The 21,405-nt window shown below is 29.7% G+C and carries 16 protein-coding genes; 7 read left to right on the plus strand and 9 right to left on the minus strand.

What is annotated here, in order from left to right; translation table 11 throughout:
* The first annotated feature begins 12 nt into the window (after window positions 1-12).
* Window positions 13-1,356: an ATP-dependent 6-phosphofructokinase gene (locus tag BB_RS03685; protein ID WP_002656298.1), complete on the plus strand. Its 1,344-nt coding sequence runs from the start codon at window positions 13-15 to the stop codon at window positions 1,354-1,356.
* A gap of 16 nt (window positions 1,357-1,372) precedes the next feature.
* Here the strand turns inward: BB_RS03685 and BB_RS03690 are convergent, their stop codons facing one another.
* From BB_RS03690 to BB_RS03710, 5 genes are all read right to left on the minus strand, one after another.
* Window positions 1,373-2,704: a CoA-disulfide reductase gene (locus tag BB_RS03690; protein ID WP_002665679.1), complete on the minus strand. Its 1,332-nt coding sequence runs from the start codon at window positions 2,702-2,704 to the stop codon at window positions 1,373-1,375.
* A gap of 14 nt (window positions 2,705-2,718) precedes the next feature.
* Window positions 2,719-4,110 (minus strand): L-cystine transporter, encoded by a 1,392-nt coding sequence (locus BB_RS03695; RefSeq protein ID WP_002656177.1) that lies wholly within the window; start codon window positions 4,108-4,110, stop codon window positions 2,719-2,721.
* A gap of 76 nt (window positions 4,111-4,186) precedes the next feature.
* A complete protein-coding gene (locus BB_RS03700; protein WP_002660427.1) occupies window positions 4,187-5,779 on the minus strand; it encodes a glucose-6-phosphate isomerase in 1,593 nt (530 codons plus the stop codon).
* Between the two features lie 22 nt (window positions 5,780-5,801).
* Window positions 5,802-6,203, minus strand: a complete 402-nt coding sequence (locus tag BB_RS03705) for a ParB N-terminal domain-containing protein (protein ID WP_002557318.1) — start codon at window positions 6,201-6,203, stop codon at window positions 5,802-5,804.
* Window positions 6,204-6,209: 6 nt separating this feature from the next.
* A complete protein-coding gene (locus tag BB_RS03710) occupies window positions 6,210-9,008 on the minus strand; it encodes a penicillin-binding protein 1A (protein ID WP_002657480.1) in 2,799 nt (932 codons plus the stop codon).
* A gap of 308 nt (window positions 9,009-9,316) precedes the next feature.
* Here BB_RS03710 and plzA point away from each other — a divergent pair, with 308 nt between their 5' ends.
* The gene (plzA, locus tag BB_RS03715) at window positions 9,317-10,102 is read left to right on the plus strand and encodes a c-di-GMP-binding receptor PlzA (RefSeq protein ID WP_002557320.1); all 786 of its coding nucleotides are present in this window, start codon (window positions 9,317-9,319) and stop codon (window positions 10,100-10,102) included.
* Window positions 10,103-10,305: 203 nt separating this feature from the next.
* Here the strand turns inward: plzA and BB_RS03720 are convergent, their stop codons facing one another.
* Entirely contained in the window at window positions 10,306-11,319 is a 1,014-nt protein-coding gene (locus BB_RS03720) for an L-threonylcarbamoyladenylate synthase (RefSeq protein WP_002657482.1), read from the minus strand.
* Window positions 11,320-11,424: 105 nt separating this feature from the next.
* On the opposite strand from BB_RS03720, the gene BB_RS03725 reads away from it, so the two are divergent.
* The 3 genes from BB_RS03725 to valS all read left to right on the plus strand — a co-directional run bounded on the left by BB_RS03725 (window position 11,425) and on the right by valS (window position 16,025).
* Window positions 11,425-12,213 (plus strand): septal ring lytic transglycosylase RlpA family protein, encoded by a 789-nt coding sequence (locus BB_RS03725; protein ID WP_010889809.1) that lies wholly within the window; start codon window positions 11,425-11,427, stop codon window positions 12,211-12,213.
* A gap of 191 nt (window positions 12,214-12,404) precedes the next feature.
* The gene (locus BB_RS03730) at window positions 12,405-13,394 is read left to right on the plus strand and encodes a tRNA dihydrouridine synthase (protein ID WP_002665666.1); all 990 of its coding nucleotides are present in this window, start codon (window positions 12,405-12,407) and stop codon (window positions 13,392-13,394) included.
* A gap of 3 nt (window positions 13,395-13,397) precedes the next feature.
* Window positions 13,398-16,025 (plus strand): valine--tRNA ligase, encoded by a 2,628-nt coding sequence (gene valS, locus BB_RS03735; RefSeq protein ID WP_002657488.1) that lies wholly within the window; start codon window positions 13,398-13,400, stop codon window positions 16,023-16,025.
* A gap of 100 nt (window positions 16,026-16,125) precedes the next feature.
* On the opposite strand, the gene BB_RS03740 is transcribed toward valS, so the two are convergent.
* The 3 genes from BB_RS03740 to groES all read right to left on the minus strand — a co-directional run bounded on the left by BB_RS03740 (window position 16,126) and on the right by groES (window position 17,888).
* The gene (locus BB_RS03740; protein WP_023003300.1) at window positions 16,126-16,713 is read right to left on the minus strand and encodes a hypothetical protein; all 588 of its coding nucleotides are present in this window, start codon (window positions 16,711-16,713) and stop codon (window positions 16,126-16,128) included.
* Window positions 16,714-16,791: 78 nt separating this feature from the next.
* On the minus strand, window positions 16,792-17,469 hold the full coding sequence (gene mnmC2, locus BB_RS03745) for a tRNA (5-methylaminomethyl-2-thiouridine)(34)-methyltransferase MnmC2 (protein WP_010889810.1): 678 nt from the start codon (window positions 17,467-17,469) through the stop codon (window positions 16,792-16,794).
* A gap of 146 nt (window positions 17,470-17,615) precedes the next feature.
* Window positions 17,616-17,888: a co-chaperone GroES gene (groES, locus tag BB_RS03750; protein WP_002557327.1), complete on the minus strand. Its 273-nt coding sequence runs from the start codon at window positions 17,886-17,888 to the stop codon at window positions 17,616-17,618.
* Between the two features lie 141 nt (window positions 17,889-18,029).
* On the opposite strand from groES, the gene BB_RS03755 reads away from it, so the two are divergent.
* Window positions 18,030-19,661, plus strand: coding sequence for an ABC-F family ATP-binding cassette domain-containing protein (locus BB_RS03755; protein ID WP_010889811.1), 1,632 nt, complete (start codon window positions 18,030-18,032; stop codon window positions 19,659-19,661).
* A 35-nt stretch (window positions 19,662-19,696) separates the two neighbouring features.
* Window positions 19,697-21,394, plus strand: coding sequence for a PQQ-binding-like beta-propeller repeat protein (locus tag BB_RS03760; RefSeq protein WP_010889812.1), 1,698 nt, complete (start codon window positions 19,697-19,699; stop codon window positions 21,392-21,394).
* The last annotated feature ends 11 nt before the right edge of the window (window positions 21,395-21,405 follow it).

Raw genomic sequence — 21,405 nt, forward strand, 5'->3', positions numbered from 1 at the left:
AAGGAGTATTTGGTGTATAGAATTAAAAATGAAAATTTAGATTTTAAAATAGATAGCTTGGGAGAATGCAAGCAAAACAATCCTTTGATTGATTTTTATGCTAGTGAGGGTTCTTCCCATTTTGTTAATGAAAAAAATAAAATCAAGTTTAGTGTATATAGGAATGAGGATAAGGGAGATAGGTATGAAGATGTTCTTTTAGAAAAAGCTGGGCCTAGAGAAAAAATTTATTTTGTGCCCAGGCATGTTAAAGCTGCTATTACTACTTGTGGTGGGCTTTGTCCTGGTTTTAACGATGTTATTCGCTCTATTGTGCGAACTTTATGGAAAATATATGGGGTTCGCAATATTTATGGAGTAAAATTTGGATATCAAGGGCTTCTTCCTGAGTCAAATTCACCTTTTATTAATCTTAATCCAGATGTTGTTGATGATATTAATAAATTTGGAGGTACTATTCTTGGTTCTTCAAGGGGTGGTATTAAGCCTGTGGAAATAGTTGATACTTTAGAGAGAATGAACATTAATATGATTTTTAACATTGGCGGGGATGGTACTCAAAAGGGGTCTCTTCTTATTGCTGAGGAGATAGAAAAAAGAAATTTAAAAATAGCAGTTGTGGGCATTCCTAAAACCGTAGACAATGATTTTATGTTTGTTCAAAAATCTTTTGGATTTGAGACTGCTGTAGAACAAGCTGTTGCAGCTGTTGCTGGTGCTCATTTTGAAGCTAATAGTGCTTATAATGGCATTGGACTTGTTAAAGTTATGGGACGGGATTCTGGCTTTATTGCTGCTCATACCGCACTTTCTTCTAATGATGTTAATTTTTGTTTAATCCCAGAACTTGATTTTGACATAGAAGGTCCTAATGGATTTCTTGTTCATCTTGAAAGACGACTTTTAGAGAAAGAAAGCTTAGAAGAGATTCCCCATGCAGTAATATTGATAGCAGAAGGAGCAGGCCAAAAATATTTTGATCATTTTCCTAAGAAGAAAGACGATTCTGGGAATTTGCTTTATGAGGATATTGGGCTTTATATTAAAGATAAAATTACAGAATATTTTAAAGCAAAAAATATACAATTTACTCTTAAATACATTGATCCCAGCTATATTATTAGAAGTTCACCTGCTAATGCCAGTGATTCGCTTTATTGTGCTAGGCTTGGGTCGAATGCTGTGCATGCTGCAATGGCTGGTAAGACAAAAATGTTGATTAGTTTATGGAGTACAAAATTTGTTCATATACCTATTAAGATGGCAGTAATTGACAGAAATAAGGTTAATCCAAATGGTTCTTTTTGGAGAGATGTTCTTTCAAGTACGGGGCAACCAATTAGCATGAAGAATTAAATTAATTTAATTCTTTCTATTTGGCAGCATTGCCAGCAATATTTAATATATCCCAAGTTCTTGAGAAGGGTGGGGAATATGAGAAATCCATCATCCCTAGCTCTTTTGTTGTAAGTTTTGAATAGATTGCAATTGATAAAGCATGAATTCTTATTACGGCTCCATTTTTTCCTATTGCTTGTGCCCCAAGGATTATTTTGGTATTTTCCTCATAAATTAATTTAATATAAAGATCTTCTTGGCCTGGATAATAATTTGTATGATTTTTGTCCTTTACAAAAATCGTTTTATATTTTATTTGGAGCTTTTTTGCATCTTTTTCTGTAAGTCCTGTTCTTGCAGCTTCTAAAGATAGTATTTTAATTGAAGCTGAGCCCAATGTGCCTTTAAATGCTGTATGATTCCCAGCTAAATTTTCACCAACTATTCTTCCAAGTTTGTTGGCTGTTGTTGCCAAGGGTATGTATTCATTTTTTTTACTTACTATATTATAAATAGTTGCACAATCTCCTGCAGAAAAAATATTTTTTATGCTAGTTTCGCCATACTCATTTACAATTATTGCTCCATTTTTAGTAGTTTTAAGCTGGTTTTCTAAAAATTCAGTGTCAGGTTTTATTCCGGTAGCAAGTATAACAGCGTCAGCTTGATAAGTATTTTTGTTTGTTACTACTCCTTCTGCCTTTTTTTCTCCTATTAAACTTTTTACAAACTCATTTGTATGAAGATTAACCCCCTTTTTTGTTAGTTCTTCTTCCATTATTGTGACTATTTCTTCGTCAAAGGAATCTATGAGTATGTGCTTATCTAGTTGAATTAATCTTACATTTTTTCTTTTATTTTTTGCTGCTTCTACCATTTCAATTCCAATGTATCCACCACCAATTATCACTATATTTTTAATCTCTTCTCTATCCATTAATTTTTTTATTTTTTGACCGTCTTCTAAATTTTTCAGAGTATGAAAATTTTCTAGATTGATATTATTGATTGGTGGAATAATAGGTTTTGCACCAGTTGCTATCATAAGTTGATCGTAAGTATTGTTAAAAATGGTTCCTGTTTTTTGATTTTTTATTACAATTGTATTGTTTTTTGCATCTACTTTGATAACTTCGTGGTTAGTTTTAACAGAGATTCCAGTTTTTTCGAATTCTTCTTGTGTTCTTGAGATCATTGTATTGGGGTTGTCAAAGAATCCCCCCACAAAGTAAGGCAGGCCACAGGTTCCAAAAGATACAATATTTGTTTTTTCATAGATAGTAATGTCTAGCTTTTTGTTTAAGCGGTTTGCTTTAGCTGCGGCACTAGTTCCTGCTGATGTGCCCCCAATAATTATTATTTTCATCATTGTTTTCCTATTTATTTGTTTACAAGCTCTTTTTGGTTGTATATATTATGGTTGAATTGTTTGAGCTGTTTAGCAGATATAACGCCTGCAAGCATTGAGCCGCCTACATTAACAGCTGTTCTTCCCATGTCAATTATAGGCTCAACAGATATTACAAGTCCTACCAATCCCACTGGAAAGTTCATTGCTGAGAGCACCATTAGTGAGGCTGTTGTTGCGCCTCCACCAGCGCCAGCAGCTCCAAATGAAGTTATTATTATTAATCCAATAAGTGTGAGTATAAATGAAATATCTGTGGGGTTTATTCCCTGAGTTGGTGCTATCATTATTGCAAGCATAGCGGGGTGTAGTGCTGCACAACCATTTTGCCCAATTGATGTTCCAAAGGAGCTTGATAAATTTGCTATTCCTTCGCTTACTCCCAGATTTTTAGTTTGAATTTCTATATTAATGGGTATGGTTGCAGCACTCGACCTAGATATGAATGCAAATGATAGTGCTGGGAATATTTTTTTTATAAAAGTAATTGGGTTTAATTTATTTATTGCAATTAATGTCATATGCATAAGAAATGTAAGACCTATGGCAATGTAGGAAGCAATTACAAATTCTCCAAGCTTTATTATGCTTTTGATTTCGCTGGTTGCTGTAATTTTTGTCATTAAAGCTAATATAGCATAAGGCGTTAGTTTTAAAATCAAAGTTACTACACCTAATATTATGTCTTGGAGTGTTAATATTATTTTTTTAAAAAATTCTATTGATTCTGGCTTTTTGATAGATGTTTTAAGGGCGGCTATTCCTATGATAGCTGAAAATATCACGACCCCGATGGTTGAGTTTTTTCTAAGCCCTGCAAAATCTTCAAATATATTTTGTGGAATAAGATCTGTGATTTTTTTTGTGATTGTTGTTTGATTTAATATTTCAAGGCCTTTTTGCAATTTTTCACTTTGTAAAATTTCGATGGTTCCCGCTTGTAGTCCTTCGGCTGTTAATCCCAATGCTAAAGCAGTGAAAATGCCAATTATGGCAGCAATACCTGCTGTAAATACTAGTGTTAATATTACAAGTAGGCTCATTTTCCCAACATCTTTACTATTGGTTAGTTTTATTATTGCAGAGATTATTGATGTTATTATTAAGGGGATTATAATCATTTTAAGGAGCCTTACGTATCCATCGCCCAAAATACTTATCCAATTTATAGTTTCGTTTGTTATTTCTGAATTTGTTCCATAAAAATATTGAATGGTCATTCCAAATACTATTCCGATTGCTAACGCTATAAACACTCTTTTTGTAAAAGAAACATTTTTTCTTTTACAAAGATAAACTATGCTTATTAGAATAAGCATTATTATAATATTGATTAATGTATATAATATACTTATTTTATCCATTATTACCTCTTATATAAGCTTAGTGCATTCTTTTTTAAACTTAAGGGGGTATATTCAAAAATTAATTAATCTTGTTTTAAAATTTTTTTAGAATTTTTTTAGAATAAGATTCTATTACTTCATCTTTAAAATTGTCATTTTTTAAAATTTGATTTGCAATAATTTTTCCTAGCTGAACTCCTTCTTGGTCGAATGAGTTTATATTTAATAAAAATCCCTCAAACATTACTTTATTTTCATAATGGGAGAGTATTGCTCCTATTGCATAAGGTGTTAATTCTTTTGAATATATTAGTGCAGAAGGTCTCTCGCCTTGGAAATTTTTATTTTTATTGCTATTTTCTTTACCTTTTGAAAATGCTATTATTTGGGCTATTAAATTTGCTTTTAATTTATCATTGCTTGAGCTGTTATCAGATATTACATCTTCTTTAAGTTGTGTTTCATTAAAACCTATGAAATCCATTGGAACTATATCCGTTCCTTGGTGAAGCATTTGAAAGAATGAGTGTTGAACATCTGTTCCAATGCCTCCCCAAATTATTCTTACAGTTTTGTAGTTTATTGTTTCATTAAATCTGTTTACACTTTTTCCATTACTCTCCATTTCAAGTTGTTGTAAATGAAGATAAAAATTTTCCATTGCTTTAGAATAAGCAATGATGCAGTTGCTACTGTAATTTAGAACATTTCTTTCATATATGCTAATTAGTGCTGCCAAGAGAGATGCATTGTCTTTTACGTTTTTGTTTAATGATTTTTTGTCAGCCTCATTGGCTCCTTTTAGAATTTCTTTTGCAACTTTTTCTGTGAAGCAAAGAGTAAGTAGTGTAAGTCCAACTGCTGATGTTGGAGAAAATCTTCCACCTATTGAGTCATGCATGAAGAAATATTCAAGATATCCTTTTTCTTCTATTGCCAACATGCTATCTTTTAGTGTTATAATGACCATTTGTTTTTTATATTCTTTTATGCCATTTAATTTTAATTTGTTTATTAAGAATTGCATATTAGCTTTAGTTTCTAATGTATTTCCACTTTTTGAGACAATAATAAAAAGCGTTTCATCAACATTAATGCTGCTTAATACTTCTTCTGATTCGTCTGGATCAATGTTTGAAATAAAATAACCATTCATTAGGGCTAGATTGTGTTTTTTTGCATAATTTTTTATTGAGCTGTAAAGAGCTTTTGGCCCCAGGCTAGATCCACCAATTCCTATTTGAACTACATTTTTAAACTTTTTGCCATTTGAACTTTTAATGTTCCCAGAATGAATTTGCTTTGCAAAATTATATATTTTTTCAAGTTCTGATTGGAAAAACTCTCTCATATTTTCTTTATTGTCTTCTATTACGTCCTTACCAATTTGCCCTCTTGTAAGGTGATGCAGGACTTTTCTATTTTCACTAATATTGATCTTTTCCCCATCAAGCACTTCTTTATATTTTTCTATTAAATTTGCTTCATCGCTTAAATTTTGAAAAATTTTAAGGTGGGTTTCATTAATTTGTTTTGAAGCATAGTTATAATGTACACTATCTCCTTCTATTGTAATGTCGTATTCTTTTATCCTTTTTCCAGTTAATGCCGTTTTGAGCACTTCTGGAGCAATACCTTCAAGGATTTTAAAATTTTCAAGTTCATTAAGATTTTTGTAATTTAACATAAACACACCTCTTTATTATGATTTAAATTTTTCTATTTCTTATTTTACACATGTTTTTAATTTTTAAGATAATAAATTTAAGGAATCTTATTATTATATTGCTTTCAGAATAAATTTTTAAGTAAGCTTCTCCTTCGTTTGCCTCGCTTCTTGTGAATGATTTTCTAACATTATTCTCATCAAGTTCAATTTCAAGTAAAGTTTTTTTGTTTTCAATTGAGATTACCTTTACTTCAATTTCTTTATAGCCTATTTCTTTTAAGGCCTGATATCTTCTAAGTCCTGCTATCAAGTTTTTATTTTTATCTATTATTATTGGATAAATTAATCCATGTTTTATAATACTGTTTTTAAGAGTTTCAATGTCTCCTATATTTTTTCTAATTCTTTTTTTTATTTTTATTTGATCGATATCTATTAACATATTGTTTTAATCCAATTGGATATCTTCTCCGTTGACGTCTTTGTTGTTAATTTTTTCATTTTCATTGTTGTTTGAATTTAATTCTTTTGTGCTTTGTGTTTCTATGTTTGTTTCATTAACAATGACTTCGTCTTTAATTTCTTTGGTGTTTTCAATAAGCATTTCCTGGTTATTATTGTTATTAACTAGATCTTGTTGTGGATTTTTATTTTCTATTTCATTTAAGGGTTCTTCAATGTTCATTTCTATTTCATCTTCATTTTTATTTTCTTCATTATCATTAATGCTTTCAAGATCATTGTTATTATTGTTAAAGCTTTCAAGATTATTATCATTATTACTATTGTTATTAAAGCTTTCAAGATTATTATCAAGATATTCAAATTCAGGAGTGTCAAAATTTATTTCATCGTTATTATTAATCTCATCAATTCCATATATGTTAAATTCTATTGTATTTTTAAATTCTTGTTTATTTTCATAATATTTTGATTTTTCAACTGGCTGGGTGCCGGAAATAAATAGTTCATTTATTATTTTTTCATCAGCAATTTCTTCCGGTAGTAGACCCGTTTCTGCTTGTACGGGGATGCTAATTATTCCTGCAGGTTTTACAAAAACTTTTTTGGGTAAGTTTTTGTGATATTCTGCCATAAATTCTCCCCAACTAGGCCCTGCCAATCCTGTTCCTGTTCCAGATATTCCCAGTGAATATCCTTTTTTGTCAAATCCAACCCAAAATGCTGTTGTTATATAAGGAGAGTATCCTATTGCCCATCCGTCTGCCCAATTTTGTGTTGTTCCCGATTTTCCAGCAATGTCTGATTTAAAATTTTTGAGATTTGTATATCTTTGATTTGCTAGGGTTCCGTATTGAATTGTTGATTTCATCATATCTGTGATTATGTAAGCGGTTTGAGGAGATACTATTTGAGTTTGGTGTTCTTTGTTTTTTATTTTAGCCAATATGCTTGCTTCTTCATTTGTTATTATTCTTCCAGCTCTGTCTTCAATGTATCTTATCCCATAAGGTTCGATTTCGCTACCACTATTTCCTAAAATTGCAAAGGCTCTTGCCATTTGGATTGGAGAAACTGATATTACACCTAGCGCTAGTGGATAAACTTTTGGAAACGTTTTTTCTATTTCTTTTGGATCTGTTATTCCTAGTAGTTTTGAGGAGTAGCTAATTGCAGAGTCAAAGCCTAGCCGGTCTAATATTCTTAATGCCGGAATATTTAAGGACAAAGCTAATGCTTGGCGCGTTAAAACGTTGCCTCTCCATTTGCCGCCATAATTTCCCGGAGCATAAACTTCTCCATTTTTATTTAGAAATGCTACTGGAGAGTCTGAAAACATTGTCGCAGCTGTTATTTTTTTTAGATCAATTGCGGCTGCAAAATATAATGCTTTGAATGCACTTCCAGGCTGAACTTTTGCTTGTGTGGCTCGATTAAATTCATTGTCTTTAGTGTGTCCACTTCCCCCAACCATGGCTCTTATTGCTCCACTTGTTGTATCTATTGCTATCATTGCTCCTTCAGGCTGTGCAATAAGTTTCGGTGTTAATTTATTTTTGATAATATATTCTTTTGTCGCCTTATCTATTTTATCAATTCCAAGTATAGCTCCAAAACTTGCAATTAGATCAATATTGTCTTCGTAAAATTTTCTTTTTCTCAGTTTTTTATATTGTCTTCCATTTATTCTTAAATTTTTAATTCCCAATAAATCTGATATCGCATCTACTACAGGGACAATTTCTGAATTAATGATTATTGTTTCAGATGATCTATTTAAATTGTGCATTGTTCTTGCTTTATTAATCATGTCGTTTGTAACTTTATCTGCATATTTTTGTGCTTCAAGATCAAGGGTTGAATATATTGAGTACCCATCTTTATATATGTTTGCGCCATCTGGTAAATATTTTAGTATTTTTTGCCTTATATATTCAGAGAAATAAGGAGCTTGGTCTTTTTTGTTTGAAATTGCAGATGTGTCAGCCATTCTAGTCCAATCATAATTTTGCCAGTATTCATTAAATTCTTTTTCAGCAATTTCAGCCTTGACTATTCCATTTGATACAACTTGGTTTAAAACTGCACGTTGTATTTTTTTTGAAAATTCTGGATTGTAAAGAGGTGAATAAAGTTTTGCATTTGGAAGCTGGATTATCATCATTACTGATTCTGCTGTATTGATTTTATTTACACTTTTGCCAAAAAAGAATTTTGATGCTGCAACTATTCCATAGTTTCCGTTTCCAAAATAAACTTTATTAAGGTACTTCTCTAGTATTTCGTATTTTGAGAGTTTTTTTTCAAGTTGAATTGCCCACCATATTTCATGTAATTTTCTCAAAATAGATCTTCTTGCTTGATTTGTGTAGAGAAGCTTTGCAAGTTGTTGGGTTAATGTGCTGCCGCCTGAAAAATATCTGCCAAGAACAATATTAAATGCGGCTCTAAATATTCCTATCAAGGAAAAACCTCGATGAGAAAAAAAACCAATATCTTCCCGTATCAAAAGCGTATTAATTAGATTGTCAGGCATTTTTCTCAAAGGCATTAATTCTCTGTTCTCATCAGATATAAATTGAGTTATTTGTTTTCCATTAATATCTAAAAGTCTTGAAGGAACTGCTGGATTTACATATCCGAAATTTTTATCTTTTTGTATGTTTATAGTCTTAGATACTGCTAATGAGAGTGTGATAATAGAAAAGCTAACTGCGAAATATGTTAAATATATAAGCAGCTTATGCGTATTTATTTTTTTCAAATTAGGGCTATTCAATTTCATACTTTTTACTAAAGTATACTATAAGTGCATAAGAATTAATAATGTTATGGGTTGATTGTTATAGTGTAAAATTATTGTTATAATTTTACACTATGTAAACAGCATTTTGTAAGTTTTGTTAATTGAAAGATGCTGTGAGAGGTGGATGATGGTATGTTTTTGATTTTAAGGGTAGATTTATTGATTTTTGGCTAAGCGTGTTTATAGCTTAATTGTTTTAAACTTTTTTATTTGTGTAAAACTGTTTAAAACAATTTGAAGCTTTGTTTAGTATTTTTATATTCAAAAAAAGGAGAAAGGAGAGGTTTATGCTTTTATCTAGAAAAATAAGAGATTATGGGGCTAAGTATAGGGGTAAAGAGATTAAAATGAGCACAGAGATAAATAGTTTTTTAAATCTTCGCAATACTATTGAGATGAGAATAGGCTCTTATACCGCTTTTGGAGTAATTTATTCTATTTCTATGGATTCTCTTAAGCTTATTTTTCAAGAAGATACAGTATTGCCCGCTTTGGCTAAAAATAAAAATTTAGGCTCTATTCAACTTAAGAAAAATTCAGATTCTAAGAGTAGTGCAGCTTTTTTCCCTTTTTTGTCTGTAAAACTATTGAGTGCTTCTGCTTATTCTTCTTTGAATAAAGAATACAATTTATTAACATTAGAATTTTTATCTCCTGCACCAGAAGAGATTGCTATTAAAGTTGGAAAGCTTCTTGATTTAAAGCTTGGGCAAAATCAGAGAATTCATGAGAGGATTATTATCGATAAAGATTCTATTAGAAAGCTAAAAATTGATTCTGATAAAGCTTTTATCAAGTTTAATGGAGCAAAACATAAATGCTTAATAAAAGATTTATCTTATGGGGGTGCTTTAGTAATTTCTTCTTTTGATTATGGGGATGTCGAGGAAGATGCAATTGATTTGATTTTTAGTTTTGAATTTATAGATGGAGAAATTTTTATTGAAGGTAAATCAAAAAGCTTAAGCGTTATTCAGACTCCCAGCGGAAAGGTTTTTGCGCTTGGTATTGCTTTTGATGAAGATAAAATACCACTTGAGTATACTATGTTGATCCATGATTATTTCAATTAATCAAAGGATTGAAATTTTTCTTATGTGATTATGCGAAAATTTACTTGTAATATTTAAGTTTAAGTCTTCTTGGTTGTATTTGCTGGTTTTGCTCGGGTTGGGAGGAGAGGTGTGGCGTGTTTTAGACTTTTGCTTTTAGCTTTAGCATTATTTTATTAATGAATATTTATGCTTTTTGAATTATTTTAAATAACAATTTAGCGTCATTTTTTGTTAATGAATCTATTTGAACTAGCTTTTTTGATTCTATTGTTTATTGAATGTCCAAGTTCTTCGTCTTTTAAGAATTCGCTAAGTATTTGTTTGTAGTTGTTTTCAGAATTTACCAACTCTTTGTAAAGGTTTTGTGCATATTCTTCAAGAGTGTTAAATACTGTAATATTTTTTTTATTCCAAAAAAAATTGAATAAATAGGATTTTAGAGTAGCTTTTGTGATAAGTATTTTCGTATCTTTGTTTAAGTATCTTCTTATGTTATCTTGACTTTTAAATAAATAAACGGGAATTTTTGGCTTATAATGTTCAATTATGTTTCCAGGTGATTTTTCTAGTTCCATTTTTGTTTCTGCGTAATTTACTGTATATTTTCCTTGAAGTTCATTTTCTATCATTTTTTTTGTTATTGCGCCTGGTCTTAATATCAGTACGTTATCTTTTAGGTCAAACCCAACCACAGTTGATTCGATTCCAATATTAAAGTCTTTGTTCTCTTCCGGTTTTATTATTCCTCTTACAAGTCCATTTAATTCTTTTAAGGCCATTTCGAAATTTGTTGAGCTTGGTCTTTTTGATATGTTTGCAGACGGTGCTACTATGGGGACTTTAGATGCTTTTATTAGGCTTAAAGCTGTTTTATTTGCAGGAATTCTTATTGCCACTGTGTCTAGGTTTCCACTTACAAATCTAGATATTTTTATTGATTTTTTAAGAACATAAGTTAAAGGGCCTGGACTAAATTTTTTGATTAGCATGAGGGCACTTTTGGGAATATATTCTGATAATTCTTTTATTTTTTTTACCGTATCAACATGTACTATTAAAGGATTGTTGATGGGCCTTTTTTTTACTAAAAAAATCATTTTTACAGCATCTTCATTGTAAGCATTTGCGCCAATTCCGTAAACTGTTTCTGTTGGGAATACTACAAGTTCTCCCATTTTGATAAGTTTTGCTGCTTTTTGTATTTGGCTGCTGCTAATTATTTCTGTTGATATCATTTTTTAGACTTTTTTCTTTTTATAATTAAATCAAAAAAAATGTAAATAAGCAATTTGCAAGCTTAATTGTTTATTGAAATATGTTTTTATATTATAATAAACATTATGAGAAATTTAATTGATGCCATCTTAAGAGATAATAAAAACTTTGTTTTTCTCTTTGTATTTTTTTTTATTGCTTCTCATTTAAATTCTGCCACAGTGGGTCTTGCTTCATGGTATGGCGAAGCTTTTCACGGCAAAACTACTGCTAATGGCGAAAAATTTGATATGATGGCGCTTACTGCTGCTCACAAAGAATTGCCCTTTAATACTACCGTAAAGGTTACAAATCTTTTAAATAATAGATCAGTTGTTGTAAGAATTAATGATAGAGGTCCTTTTAGGAAGGATAGAATAATCGATTTGTCAAAATATGCCGCTGAGAAGCTTGATTTTTTAGGAATAGGGGTTGCTCCTGTAAAAATTGAAGTGATTGAAAGTTCGAATGAAAAAAGACCTTCTGTATCAAAATCTAGTGACTTTAAAAAAACATTTAATATTCCTGGGGTTAAAGAAGAAAAGAAAACCAAGCAATCAGACGAAAATATTTCTGTTAAAAATAAATCCAAAGATTTATTGGCAGATTACTCAGTTTCTGCTGACAAAGAAACAGATTTTTACATACAAGTTGGATCTTATAGGAAAAAAGATTACGCTGATAGGGCTTATCGAATATTAAAAAAAGCGGGTCTTTTTGTTGTAGTAAATTCTCATGGGCCGTTTTATACCGTTTTTATTCCTACTAATGCCGATGATGTTCAAAAAAATATAGAACTTATTAAATCTGCTGGATATAAAGATACTTTAATAAGAAAAACCAAGGTTCCAGGCGAGAGCCTTATTATGGATTGATTTTTTAAATTATTTTTTTATTAAAATTATTTATTAACTTTTTAAAATTTTATGATTATGTCCTTTATTGCCGGTCCTTTTGTGGTATTTCTTTATTTTAAAAATTTCAATGTTATTTTTGGAAATTTAAATTTATTAAACGACTGTTTTACTTTGTTTAAATTTGTATTTTATTGTTATGTAGTTATTTTATGAAGTTTTTATTTGATATTCCTCTTCCAATTATGATTTTAGCTCCAATGGAAGATGTTACCGATACTGTTTTTAGAAATTTAATTCATTTAATAGGATCTGCAGAAGGAGAACCTCATATTTATTTTACCGAATTTATTTCTACAAAAGGAATTTTAAATGGATCAAAACAATCTGTTCAACATGTTTTTTTAAAACCCAATGAACTTAATAGGCCTTTAATTGCTCAGATTTGGGGCAATGTTCCTGAGCAATTTTATAGAGCAATAGAAATATTAGGGAGCATGGGGTTTTGGGGAATTGATATTAATATGGGTTGTCCTAAGAGTAAAATAATTAAAAAAGGAGTTTGTTCAGCTTTAATTAATAATAAATCTTTAGCTAAAGAGATAATTCTTGCAAGCAAAGAAGCTTGTGCGAGATTTAATTTGCCTCTTAGTGTTAAGACCAGGCATGGATTTTCATATCCAGAAGTTGATGATTGGCTGGGGTTTTTGTTAGGCCTTGAAATTGATATGTTAACGGTTTATCCAAGACTTGCTGTTAATCAGAGCAAAGGTCCTGTTAATTTTGATATTTTTTATGAACTTGTTAAATTACGAAATAATCTTAGTCCTTCTACTCTGATTATTGGAAATGGGGATGTTTTGAGTCTCAAGGAAGCTAGATATTATGTTGATAAATATTTAATTGATGGAATTATGTTTGGTCGTGGAATTTTTGATAATTTGAATTTATTTAAGCCCTTTTCAAAACACTTTTTAGATAGTAATTTAAATTTTAGGTTAAATATATTAAAATTCCATATAAAGGATTTTCATGCTACTTGGGGACTTGAAAAAGATTTTAATAAACTTAAAAAATATTTTAAGATATATTTTACTGAGAAGGAAAGACAGAGTAAGTATTTCTCAAATCTTATAAATTCAAAAACTTATGAAGAGCTTTTTGAAAATTTAAAAGTTATTGACATGGTAGGAGATTTTTAAACGATGAATTGTAGACCTCTTGAAAAATATGATCCTAAGGCATTTGAAGATGAAATTTACACTAAGTGGCTTAAAAACAATGTTTTTTTGCCAGATAATTCTTTATTTGAAAAATTTAGTATGGTTGCGCCTCCTCCTAATGTTACTGGCGTGTTGCACATGGGGCATGCTCTTAATTTTGTTTTGCAAGATGTTCTTGTAAGGTATAAAAGAATGAAAAGACACAATACTTTGTGGCTTTTTGGCACAGATCATGCAGGAATAGCAACGCAGGCTGTTTTTGAAAGACATCTTAAAAAGATTGGTAAAAGCAAAGATGATTTTGAAAGAGAAGAGCTTGTTCAAGAAATTTTTAAATTAAAAGATAGGCATAGAGGGATAATTGTTAATCAGATAAACAAACTTGGGGCGTCTTATGATCACTCAAGAGAAAGGTTTACTCTTGATGAGAATCTTTGTAAGGCTGTTAACAAGGTTTTTAAGGACTTGTATTTTAAGGGGTTGATTTATAGGGGTGAGTATCTTGTTAATCTTGATCCTGGATCTGGGAGTGTTGTTAGCGATGAAGAGATTGAATACAAAGAAGTTGATGGTAAGCTTTATTTTGTTAAGTATTTTATTGATAACTCTTCTTTTATTGAGGTTGCAACAACTAGGCCTGAGACAATGTTTGGGGATACTGCTATTGCTGTTAATCCTAATGATGAGAGATATAAGTCTTTAGTTGGCAAAGAAGTTACAATTCCTTTGACAACTAAAAAGATAAAAGTTATTGCAGATTTTTATGTTGACAGCGCTTTTGGCACTGGGGCTTTAAAAGTTACTCCTGCACACGATCCTAATGATTTTGAAATTTCAAAAAGGCACAATATTTCTAAGGTCAATATTTTAACTCAAGATGGAAAACTTAATAAAAATGTTCCTTTGCAATACCAAGGATTAAGTGCGAAAGATGCAAGATTTAAAATTGAAACAGAATTAATGGAAAAGGGTTTTTTGCAAGATGTTAAGAAGCATAAACAACAGGTTGGGCATTGTTATCGGTCAGGTGAGGTTATTGAACCTTATTTGTCTACTCAGTGGTTTGTGAGAATGAAGCCTTTAGCAGACAAAGCTTTAAAGGCTTTAGAGAATGGCGAATTAAAATTTTATCCTAAAAAGTGGGAAAATACATATAAATATTGGTTATCAAATATTAGAGATTGGTGTATATCAAGACAGCTTGTTTGGGGACATAGAATACCGGTTTGGTACAATGTTGATACATCTGAACTTATTGTTAGTGATACTGATCCTTCTTTAGATGAAAAGAATATGGGGAAGAGGTTTGTTCAAGATCCAGATGTTCTTGATACTTGGTTTTCTTCTTGGCTATGGCCCTTTTCTTCGCTTGGATGGCCCAATGTTGATGTTGATTTTAAAAATTATTATCCAACAAATACCTTGATAACAGCTTACGATATAATATTTTTTTGGGTTGCAAGAATGGTGATGGCAGGATTAGAATTTACAGGGCAAGTTCCTTTCAAAGATGTTTATATAACACCTCTTTTGCGTGACAAACAAGGTAAAAAAATGTCAAAGTCTTTAGGCAATGGAATAGACCCTCTTGATATTATTAATGAGTATGGAAGTGATTCTTTGCGGTTTACTTTATCCTTTTTGTCTGTTCAGGGTCAAGATTTAAATATTGACGCTAAAGATTTTATGTTTGGGGCTAAATTTGCAAACAAAGTTTTTAATGCTTCCAAATTTATTCTTTTAAATTTAAAAAATAGAAAAATATTAAATGATTTGAAATTTAACGACATTGACAAATGGCTGCTTACAAGCTTAAATTCGACTATTCTTGGTGTAGAGTCTTCTTTTGCAAATTATAAATATAACGAAGCTTCAAAATTTGTTTATGAGTTTTTTTGGAATGATTTTTGTGATTGGTATATTGAAATTAGCAAAATTGATTTAAATAATGAAAATGTTGATATTCAAAATATGGCTATTTCTAAGTTGCTATTTTTTCTTAAAAAATCATTGTTAATTTTGCATCCGTTTATTCCTTTTGTTACAGAAAAAATTTATTCTGAATTTGCAGAAAAGGAAGATATTTTAGCTTTAAATGAATATCCAAATTTTGATATTGCCAATAATTTTCAAGAAGAATTTGAAATTTTTAAAGTATTGAAAACTTTTATTATAGCTATTAGAACACTTAAGAGTGAATTTAATATACCTGCTAGTGTTGAAATTGATGTTGCTTTGAAGTTTGATGCTGATTTTAAATATGAGGCATACTTTAAGGCTAATGAAAGCATTGTAAAAAGAATGATTAATTTTAAAAATATATTTTACAATGAAAATTATGATGGCATGCTTGGTGTAGCTGCAGTTGGTTTTGAAATTTATGCAGATGTTAAGTCATTGATAGATAAAACCAAAGAGTTGATAAGGCTTGAAAAGCAGCTTGAAAAGTATAAAATGCTCAATATTTCTGTTTCAAAGAAACTTGAAAATGAAAATTTTTTAATGAATGCTCCCAAGGAAATTGTTGAATCTGAAAAATTAAAATTTGTAGAATTTTCTTCTTTAATTAATAAAATAAATAATTATATTATTAATTTAAAAAATCTGTAAAAAGATTGAAAAATTATTATGTAATGAAATTGGCTATGGTTAGCTTTTCAGTAAAATGCTTGCTTTTTATTAGAAATAGCACATTTTGTGCTATTAATTGTTAAGAAGCTTGAGGAGATAAAAAGCTTGAATCTTGTAGTTTCATGAAGCTGTTTATTATTGTTGAWACATCTTCTTCTTTGATGTAAATTGATGGAAACGTTTTTCTTTGATCAAATAGGAAATTGAAATCAAGAATTAAATAAATTTGATTATTTTTTCGAGTTACACTTAGTTTTAATTCAAAATCATCATCGTCTTTGTATCGTTTATAGGGATTTTCTTTAATCATTTTTGTCTCTAATAATATGATTTCATTTTCTTTAATGTTTTTTGGTCTGCTGTCAAATAAGCTTAGACTTTTGATTATATTACTAGTATTTAAAAGATTAAAAAAGTTGAAATTTCTTCTATATCCGTTTTCTTTTAGGATAAGTTTAACTTCTGAATCGTGATCTTTAATGTATGGTCCGTTATGTTCAATTTCAATAATGCCTTCAAGGCTTGCATTATTTAGAACCTCGGAATATTTCTCTTTTTTTATTAGTATATCTTGTATAAAGAACAAATCTTTGATTGTGTCTTTTGCAAAAGCATAATTATTGGATATTAAAAAGATTAATACCCTCACAAACAATTTTTTTGTCATTAAAATTCTCCTTGTGCCATTTGGAAGTATATCATACTTGTTGGGATTTTTTTAACGACTTATGTTAAAAATAAATTTTTAATTTTTTTGAGCTTTTATCATATGTCTTTTATTTCCAAATCCTTTTTCTATGTGAATGTATTTAAAATTAGCAAGTTTTAGGCCATCTTTTACAATTCTTGCAGAGGAAAATGTTGAAAGCTTGCATTTCGGACTGCTTTTCTCAGAAATTAAATTAAATATTTCATTGCTCCACATTTCAGGATTTTTTTTGGGATTAAATCCGTCTAAAAACCAGTATTCTACATTTTCAGGAATTTCTTTGATTTTTATTTTGGCGTCTCCAATTAAAATTTTTAAATTAACATTTTCTGTTATTTTTAGTTTTAAATTTTTTTTTGGAATTTTAGAATAATTTTTCAACATTAATTTAAAATAAGCGGTTTCTTTAGCAAAGAACTTTGAAATTTGCATTATTGTTTTTTTTTCGAGTGGAAATTTTTCTATAGAATAATAATTAATTTTTGAGGTTATGTTGTTTTCTTTTATGAATTTTAAAAGACATATAAAGTTTAATCCTGTTCCAAATCCCAACTCTGCTATTAAAATATTTTTTTTTGTTTTTAATTCTAAATCTAAATTGCAACCTTTAATAAATGTATAAAAACTCTCTTCAATTCCCTGCTTTGGATTGTAATAGATGTCATCGAATTTGCTTGAATATATGGTATTTTCTTTAAAAATTGGCTTTTTCATTTAATTTTATTTTTTCAAGCTTACAGAATTTTGTAAGCTTGAAATTTTTAATTTGATTGATCAGAATAATAAGTTTTTATGTATAAATTTGTAATTTTTATTAAATATTTAATAAAAATTAAAGCTAAGTAGCTAAACTTAGCTTTTTACTCTTCTATTATTGCAACTATTTCTTTTGCTTTTAGTATTAAATGTTCTTTATTCTCGATTTTTACAGCAGCTCCTGCGTATTTTTCATAAAGCACAGTATCACCAACTTTTACAGTGATCTCTTCTTTGTTAGAACCAACAGCTATAACTGTCCCAATATTTGTTTTTTCTTTTGCATTTTCTGGTATGTAAAGTCCTGAGATTGTTTTACTCTCAGCTTCTTTGATTTTTATTAAAACTCTATCAGCTAACGGCTTAATATTTTTCATCTCAAACATCTCCTTATATAATAATATTAAATATACGAAAAAACTGAGAGTTGAGTCAATATATTTATATGGTGCTTGAAAATTAAATTAATTTTCAAGATAATTTTGTTATTAGAATATCAATTTAGGCAGGGTAATGGTTTGATAACTGTAAGTAATTTGGAAGTTGCATTTGGAGAGAGAGTTTTATTCAAAGATGTAAATATTAAATTTTCTCCTGGAAATTGCTATGGAATAATTGGTGCTAATGGGGCAGGAAAAAGCACTTTTTTAAAAGTATTAGGGGGAATGATTGAAGCTAGTAAGGGTGAAATATCTATCCCCAAAAATCAAAGAGTAGCAGCTCTTGAACAAGATCAATTTGCTTATGATGGATATAAGGTTATCGATACTGTTATTATGGGTCACAAAAGACTTTATTCTGTTCAAAAAGAAAAAGATGAAATTTATAGTAAGCTTGATTTTACTGATGAGGATGGAATTAGAGCTGGAGAGCTTGAAGCAGAATTTTCAGAGCTTGGAGGATACGAGGCTGAATCTGATGCAGCGGTTCTTCTTAAAGGTCTTGGAATAGATGAGGCAATTCATAATAATTTAATGGGTGATGTTGAAGGGGCTTTAAAAGTTAGGGTTCTTTTGGCTCAAGCACTTTTTGGTGATCCCGATGTATTACTTCTTGATGAGCCTACTAATAACCTTGATCTACAATCTATTAAATGGTTAGAAGAGTTTTTAATTAATTTTGAAAATACAGTTATTGTTGTATCTCACGATAGACATTTTTTAAATCAAGTTTGTACTCATATTGTTGACATTGATTATGGCAAGATTCAAGTGTATCTTGGAAATTATGATTTTTGGTATGAAACAAGTCAGATTTTAAACAAGCAACTAAAAGATGCTAAAAAGCGATCTGAAGATAAAATTGCTGAACTTAAGACATTTATTCAAAGATTTTCTAGTAATGCATCTAAGTCTAAGCAAGCAACATCAAGGAAAAAGTTGATTGAAAAAATAAAGGTTGAAGATTTAAAGCCTTCTTCAAGGAAGTTCCCTTATGTTAATTTCAAAAGCGAAAGAGAACTTGGCAAGAATGTTCTTACAATTAAAAATTTAATAAAAGAATTTGAAGGGAATTTAATTTTAAATAAATTTAGTATTATTGTTGAACCTCAGCAAAAGATTGTTTTTTTGGGAAATCCCATGTTTGCAACTTTTTTGTTTGATATTATTACAAATGAAGATAGAAATTATAAAGGTCATTATGAATGGGGATCTACCGTTAATTTTTCGTATTTTAATAAAGATAATGGAAAATATTTTGATTTAGATTTAAATTTAGTCGATTGGTTACGTCAGTATTCAAAAGAACAAGATGAAACTTATATTAGAGGATTTTTAGGTCGAATGCTTTTCAGCCAAGATGAAGCTTTAAAAAAGGTAAATGTTCTCTCAGGGGGAGAAAAAGTAAGATGCATGCTTGCTAAGGCTATGCTTAGCGGAGCTAATGTTTTAATACTGGACCAACCCACAAATCACTTAGATCTTGAGGCAATTACATCTTTAAATTCCGGGCTTAAAGAGTTTAAAGGAGTTGTTCTTTTTACATCACATGATCATCAATTTATAGATACTGTTGCTAATAGGATTATAGAGTTTACTCCTAACGGAATAATTGATCGATATATGACTTTTTCTGAGTATGTTGATGATGCTAAGATTAGGGATCTGAGAAATAATCTTTATGGCAATAATGCTGGTTTTAGGCTTTAGTAGCAGTTTTTTAGAAACTCAAAAGGTTTTTTATTTTGAGAGGTCTACTTTTCATATTTGTGTTTTCAGCTTCTTTTTTAAGGCTTTATTCTGATATTAATTTATATTTTCAAAAAGCATTAACTGGCAAAGTTGCAGGCAATCCAATTATTGATGAAAAACGTGACACTATTACAGTTTTAACAAAAGATAGATGGTTGACTACTTATACAATGTCATTTGAGAAGAAATATTCTTATAGATTAAATAGAATGCCATATCCTTTTCTTTTGAAAGATTTTGATAATGGGTATTATGTTATTACAGTTAGAAATGAAGTTCAAAAGATCAGAAGAGGAAAACTCGTTTGGAAGTATAAGCTTGATTTTTCACCTTTGAGCTCTCCTGCAATAGGAAATGTTAACATCCTAATTCCTCTTGCTAATGAAAAGGTTGTTTCTATTGATTTAAATAGCGGTAAAAAAATGTTTGAGGTTGACATAGGTGGTAGGCCTGCTACTTCTCCTGTAGTTTTTGATAATGGGGATTTTTGTATTGCAAGTGAAAATGATGAAATATTTTTGTTTGATTCTTTGGGTAATAAGAAATGGTTTTTCAGATTAGTTGCTTTCCCTTTTTTGTTAATGATAAATACAAAAAAAGAGGTAGTTGTTGGACATAAGTCAGGGCATATTGTTGCTTATGGAAGAGATTTTGGGGAAGTTATTAGCTCTATTAAGTTGGATTTTCCTATTAATTTTTTGTTTGAAAAGTTTAATGGTGAATATGTCGCAATTTCAAATGTTGGTATGTTTTTTGATTTGAATAGAAACTTTAAGCTTAAATTTAAAAAAAAAATGAACTTTGAGATTGAGAAAGCTGTTCTTTATAATAATAGAAATCTTTTAATTTCAACCAAATCAAATGGAATTTTGTCTTTTGAAGAGGATTTTGATATATCTTTTTCAGATGCTAAACTTAAGGGCTTGTCAGGACTTAGTGCTAATTCAGGTATTATTGTCTTAGGGGGAGATGATTGGGTTCTTAGTACTTATTATTACGAATACGACAGAGAGCTTGATGTTAGCGTTTGGAACCATTTTGGAGGTAATAAATATAATCAAGGCAGAATAGATTTAAAAGAAAAGCGTTTTGTAGATTATGATAAAAATTATTTACTTCTTGAAGAGATCCTTAATTCTAATTATAGTGATGCTGCTTATAATAAATTTTTAGAGATTTTAGATTTTCTTGCAGCTGAACATGGAAATTTTCCCGCAAAATATTTAAATTTATATGAAAAAGCTTTTAATGTGTGGCTTTTGTCAGAAAAGAGGTTTGATAGAATTGCTTCAAGAGGCAAGCTTTATAGATATTTTGTATATGTTAATGATAAAGCTGCAATTAAGAGTTTTATTAATTTGGCAATTAGAGAGAGAGATATTAATAATATAATTACCATAGTCAAAACTATTACTAAATTTGAAAGTTATTATGGGCAAGATTGTATTATATACAATTACATCCAAAATATAGTGTTAAATTATCAGGGTAATTTGGAAATAGCTTATTCTGTGATTTTAAATTTGAGAAATATAATTTTAAATTCAACAGCCGAACTTCTTAAACTTTGTAAGCATAAGTATATAAAGTTATTAATGTTTATGAGGCGTCAAAATTTTTCTGAAAATATTAACAAGCACATTAATGAAATTATTTCAAGCATTCAAGATATTTCAAGTCCCCAAGATTGAATTAGCTGTTT

Source organism: Borreliella burgdorferi B31, assembly GCF_000008685.2.
Lineage (GTDB): Bacteria > Spirochaetota > Spirochaetia > Borreliales > Borreliaceae > Borreliella > Borreliella burgdorferi.

Bases quoted from the DNA above. Each gene is read 5' to 3' on its own strand.
- mnmC2 (WP_010889810.1), bottom strand. From the start codon at position 17,469: ATGAAAAAGCCAATTTTTAAAGAAAATACCATATATTCAAGCAAATTC.
- BB_RS03710 (WP_002657480.1), bottom strand. From the start codon at position 9,008: ATGAAATTGAATAGCCCTAATTTGAAAAAAATAAATACGCATAAGCTG.
- plzA (WP_002557320.1), top strand. From the start codon at position 9,317: ATGCTTTTATCTAGAAAAATAAGAGATTATGGGGCTAAGTATAGGGGT.
- BB_RS03705 (WP_002557318.1), bottom strand. From the start codon at position 6,203: ATGTTAATAGATATCGATCAAATAAAAATAAAAAAAAGAATTAGAAAA.
- valS (WP_002657488.1), top strand. From the start codon at position 13,398: ATGAATTGTAGACCTCTTGAAAAATATGATCCTAAGGCATTTGAAGAT.
- BB_RS03690 (WP_002665679.1), bottom strand. From the start codon at position 2,704: ATGAAAATAATAATTATTGGGGGCACATCAGCAGGAACTAGTGCCGCA.
- BB_RS03720 (WP_002657482.1), bottom strand. From the start codon at position 11,319: ATGATATCAACAGAAATAATTAGCAGCAGCCAAATACAAAAAGCAGCA.
- BB_RS03695 (WP_002656177.1), bottom strand. From the start codon at position 4,110: ATGGATAAAATAAGTATATTATATACATTAATCAATATTATAATAATG.
- BB_RS03725 (WP_010889809.1), top strand. From the start codon at position 11,425: ATGAGAAATTTAATTGATGCCATCTTAAGAGATAATAAAAACTTTGTT.
- groES (WP_002557327.1), bottom strand. From the start codon at position 17,888: ATGAAAAATATTAAGCCGTTAGCTGATAGAGTTTTAATAAAAATCAAA.
- BB_RS03700 (WP_002660427.1), bottom strand. From the start codon at position 5,779: ATGTTAAATTACAAAAATCTTAATGAACTTGAAAATTTTAAAATCCTT.
- BB_RS03730 (WP_002665666.1), top strand. From the start codon at position 12,405: ATGAAGTTTTTATTTGATATTCCTCTTCCAATTATGATTTTAGCTCCA.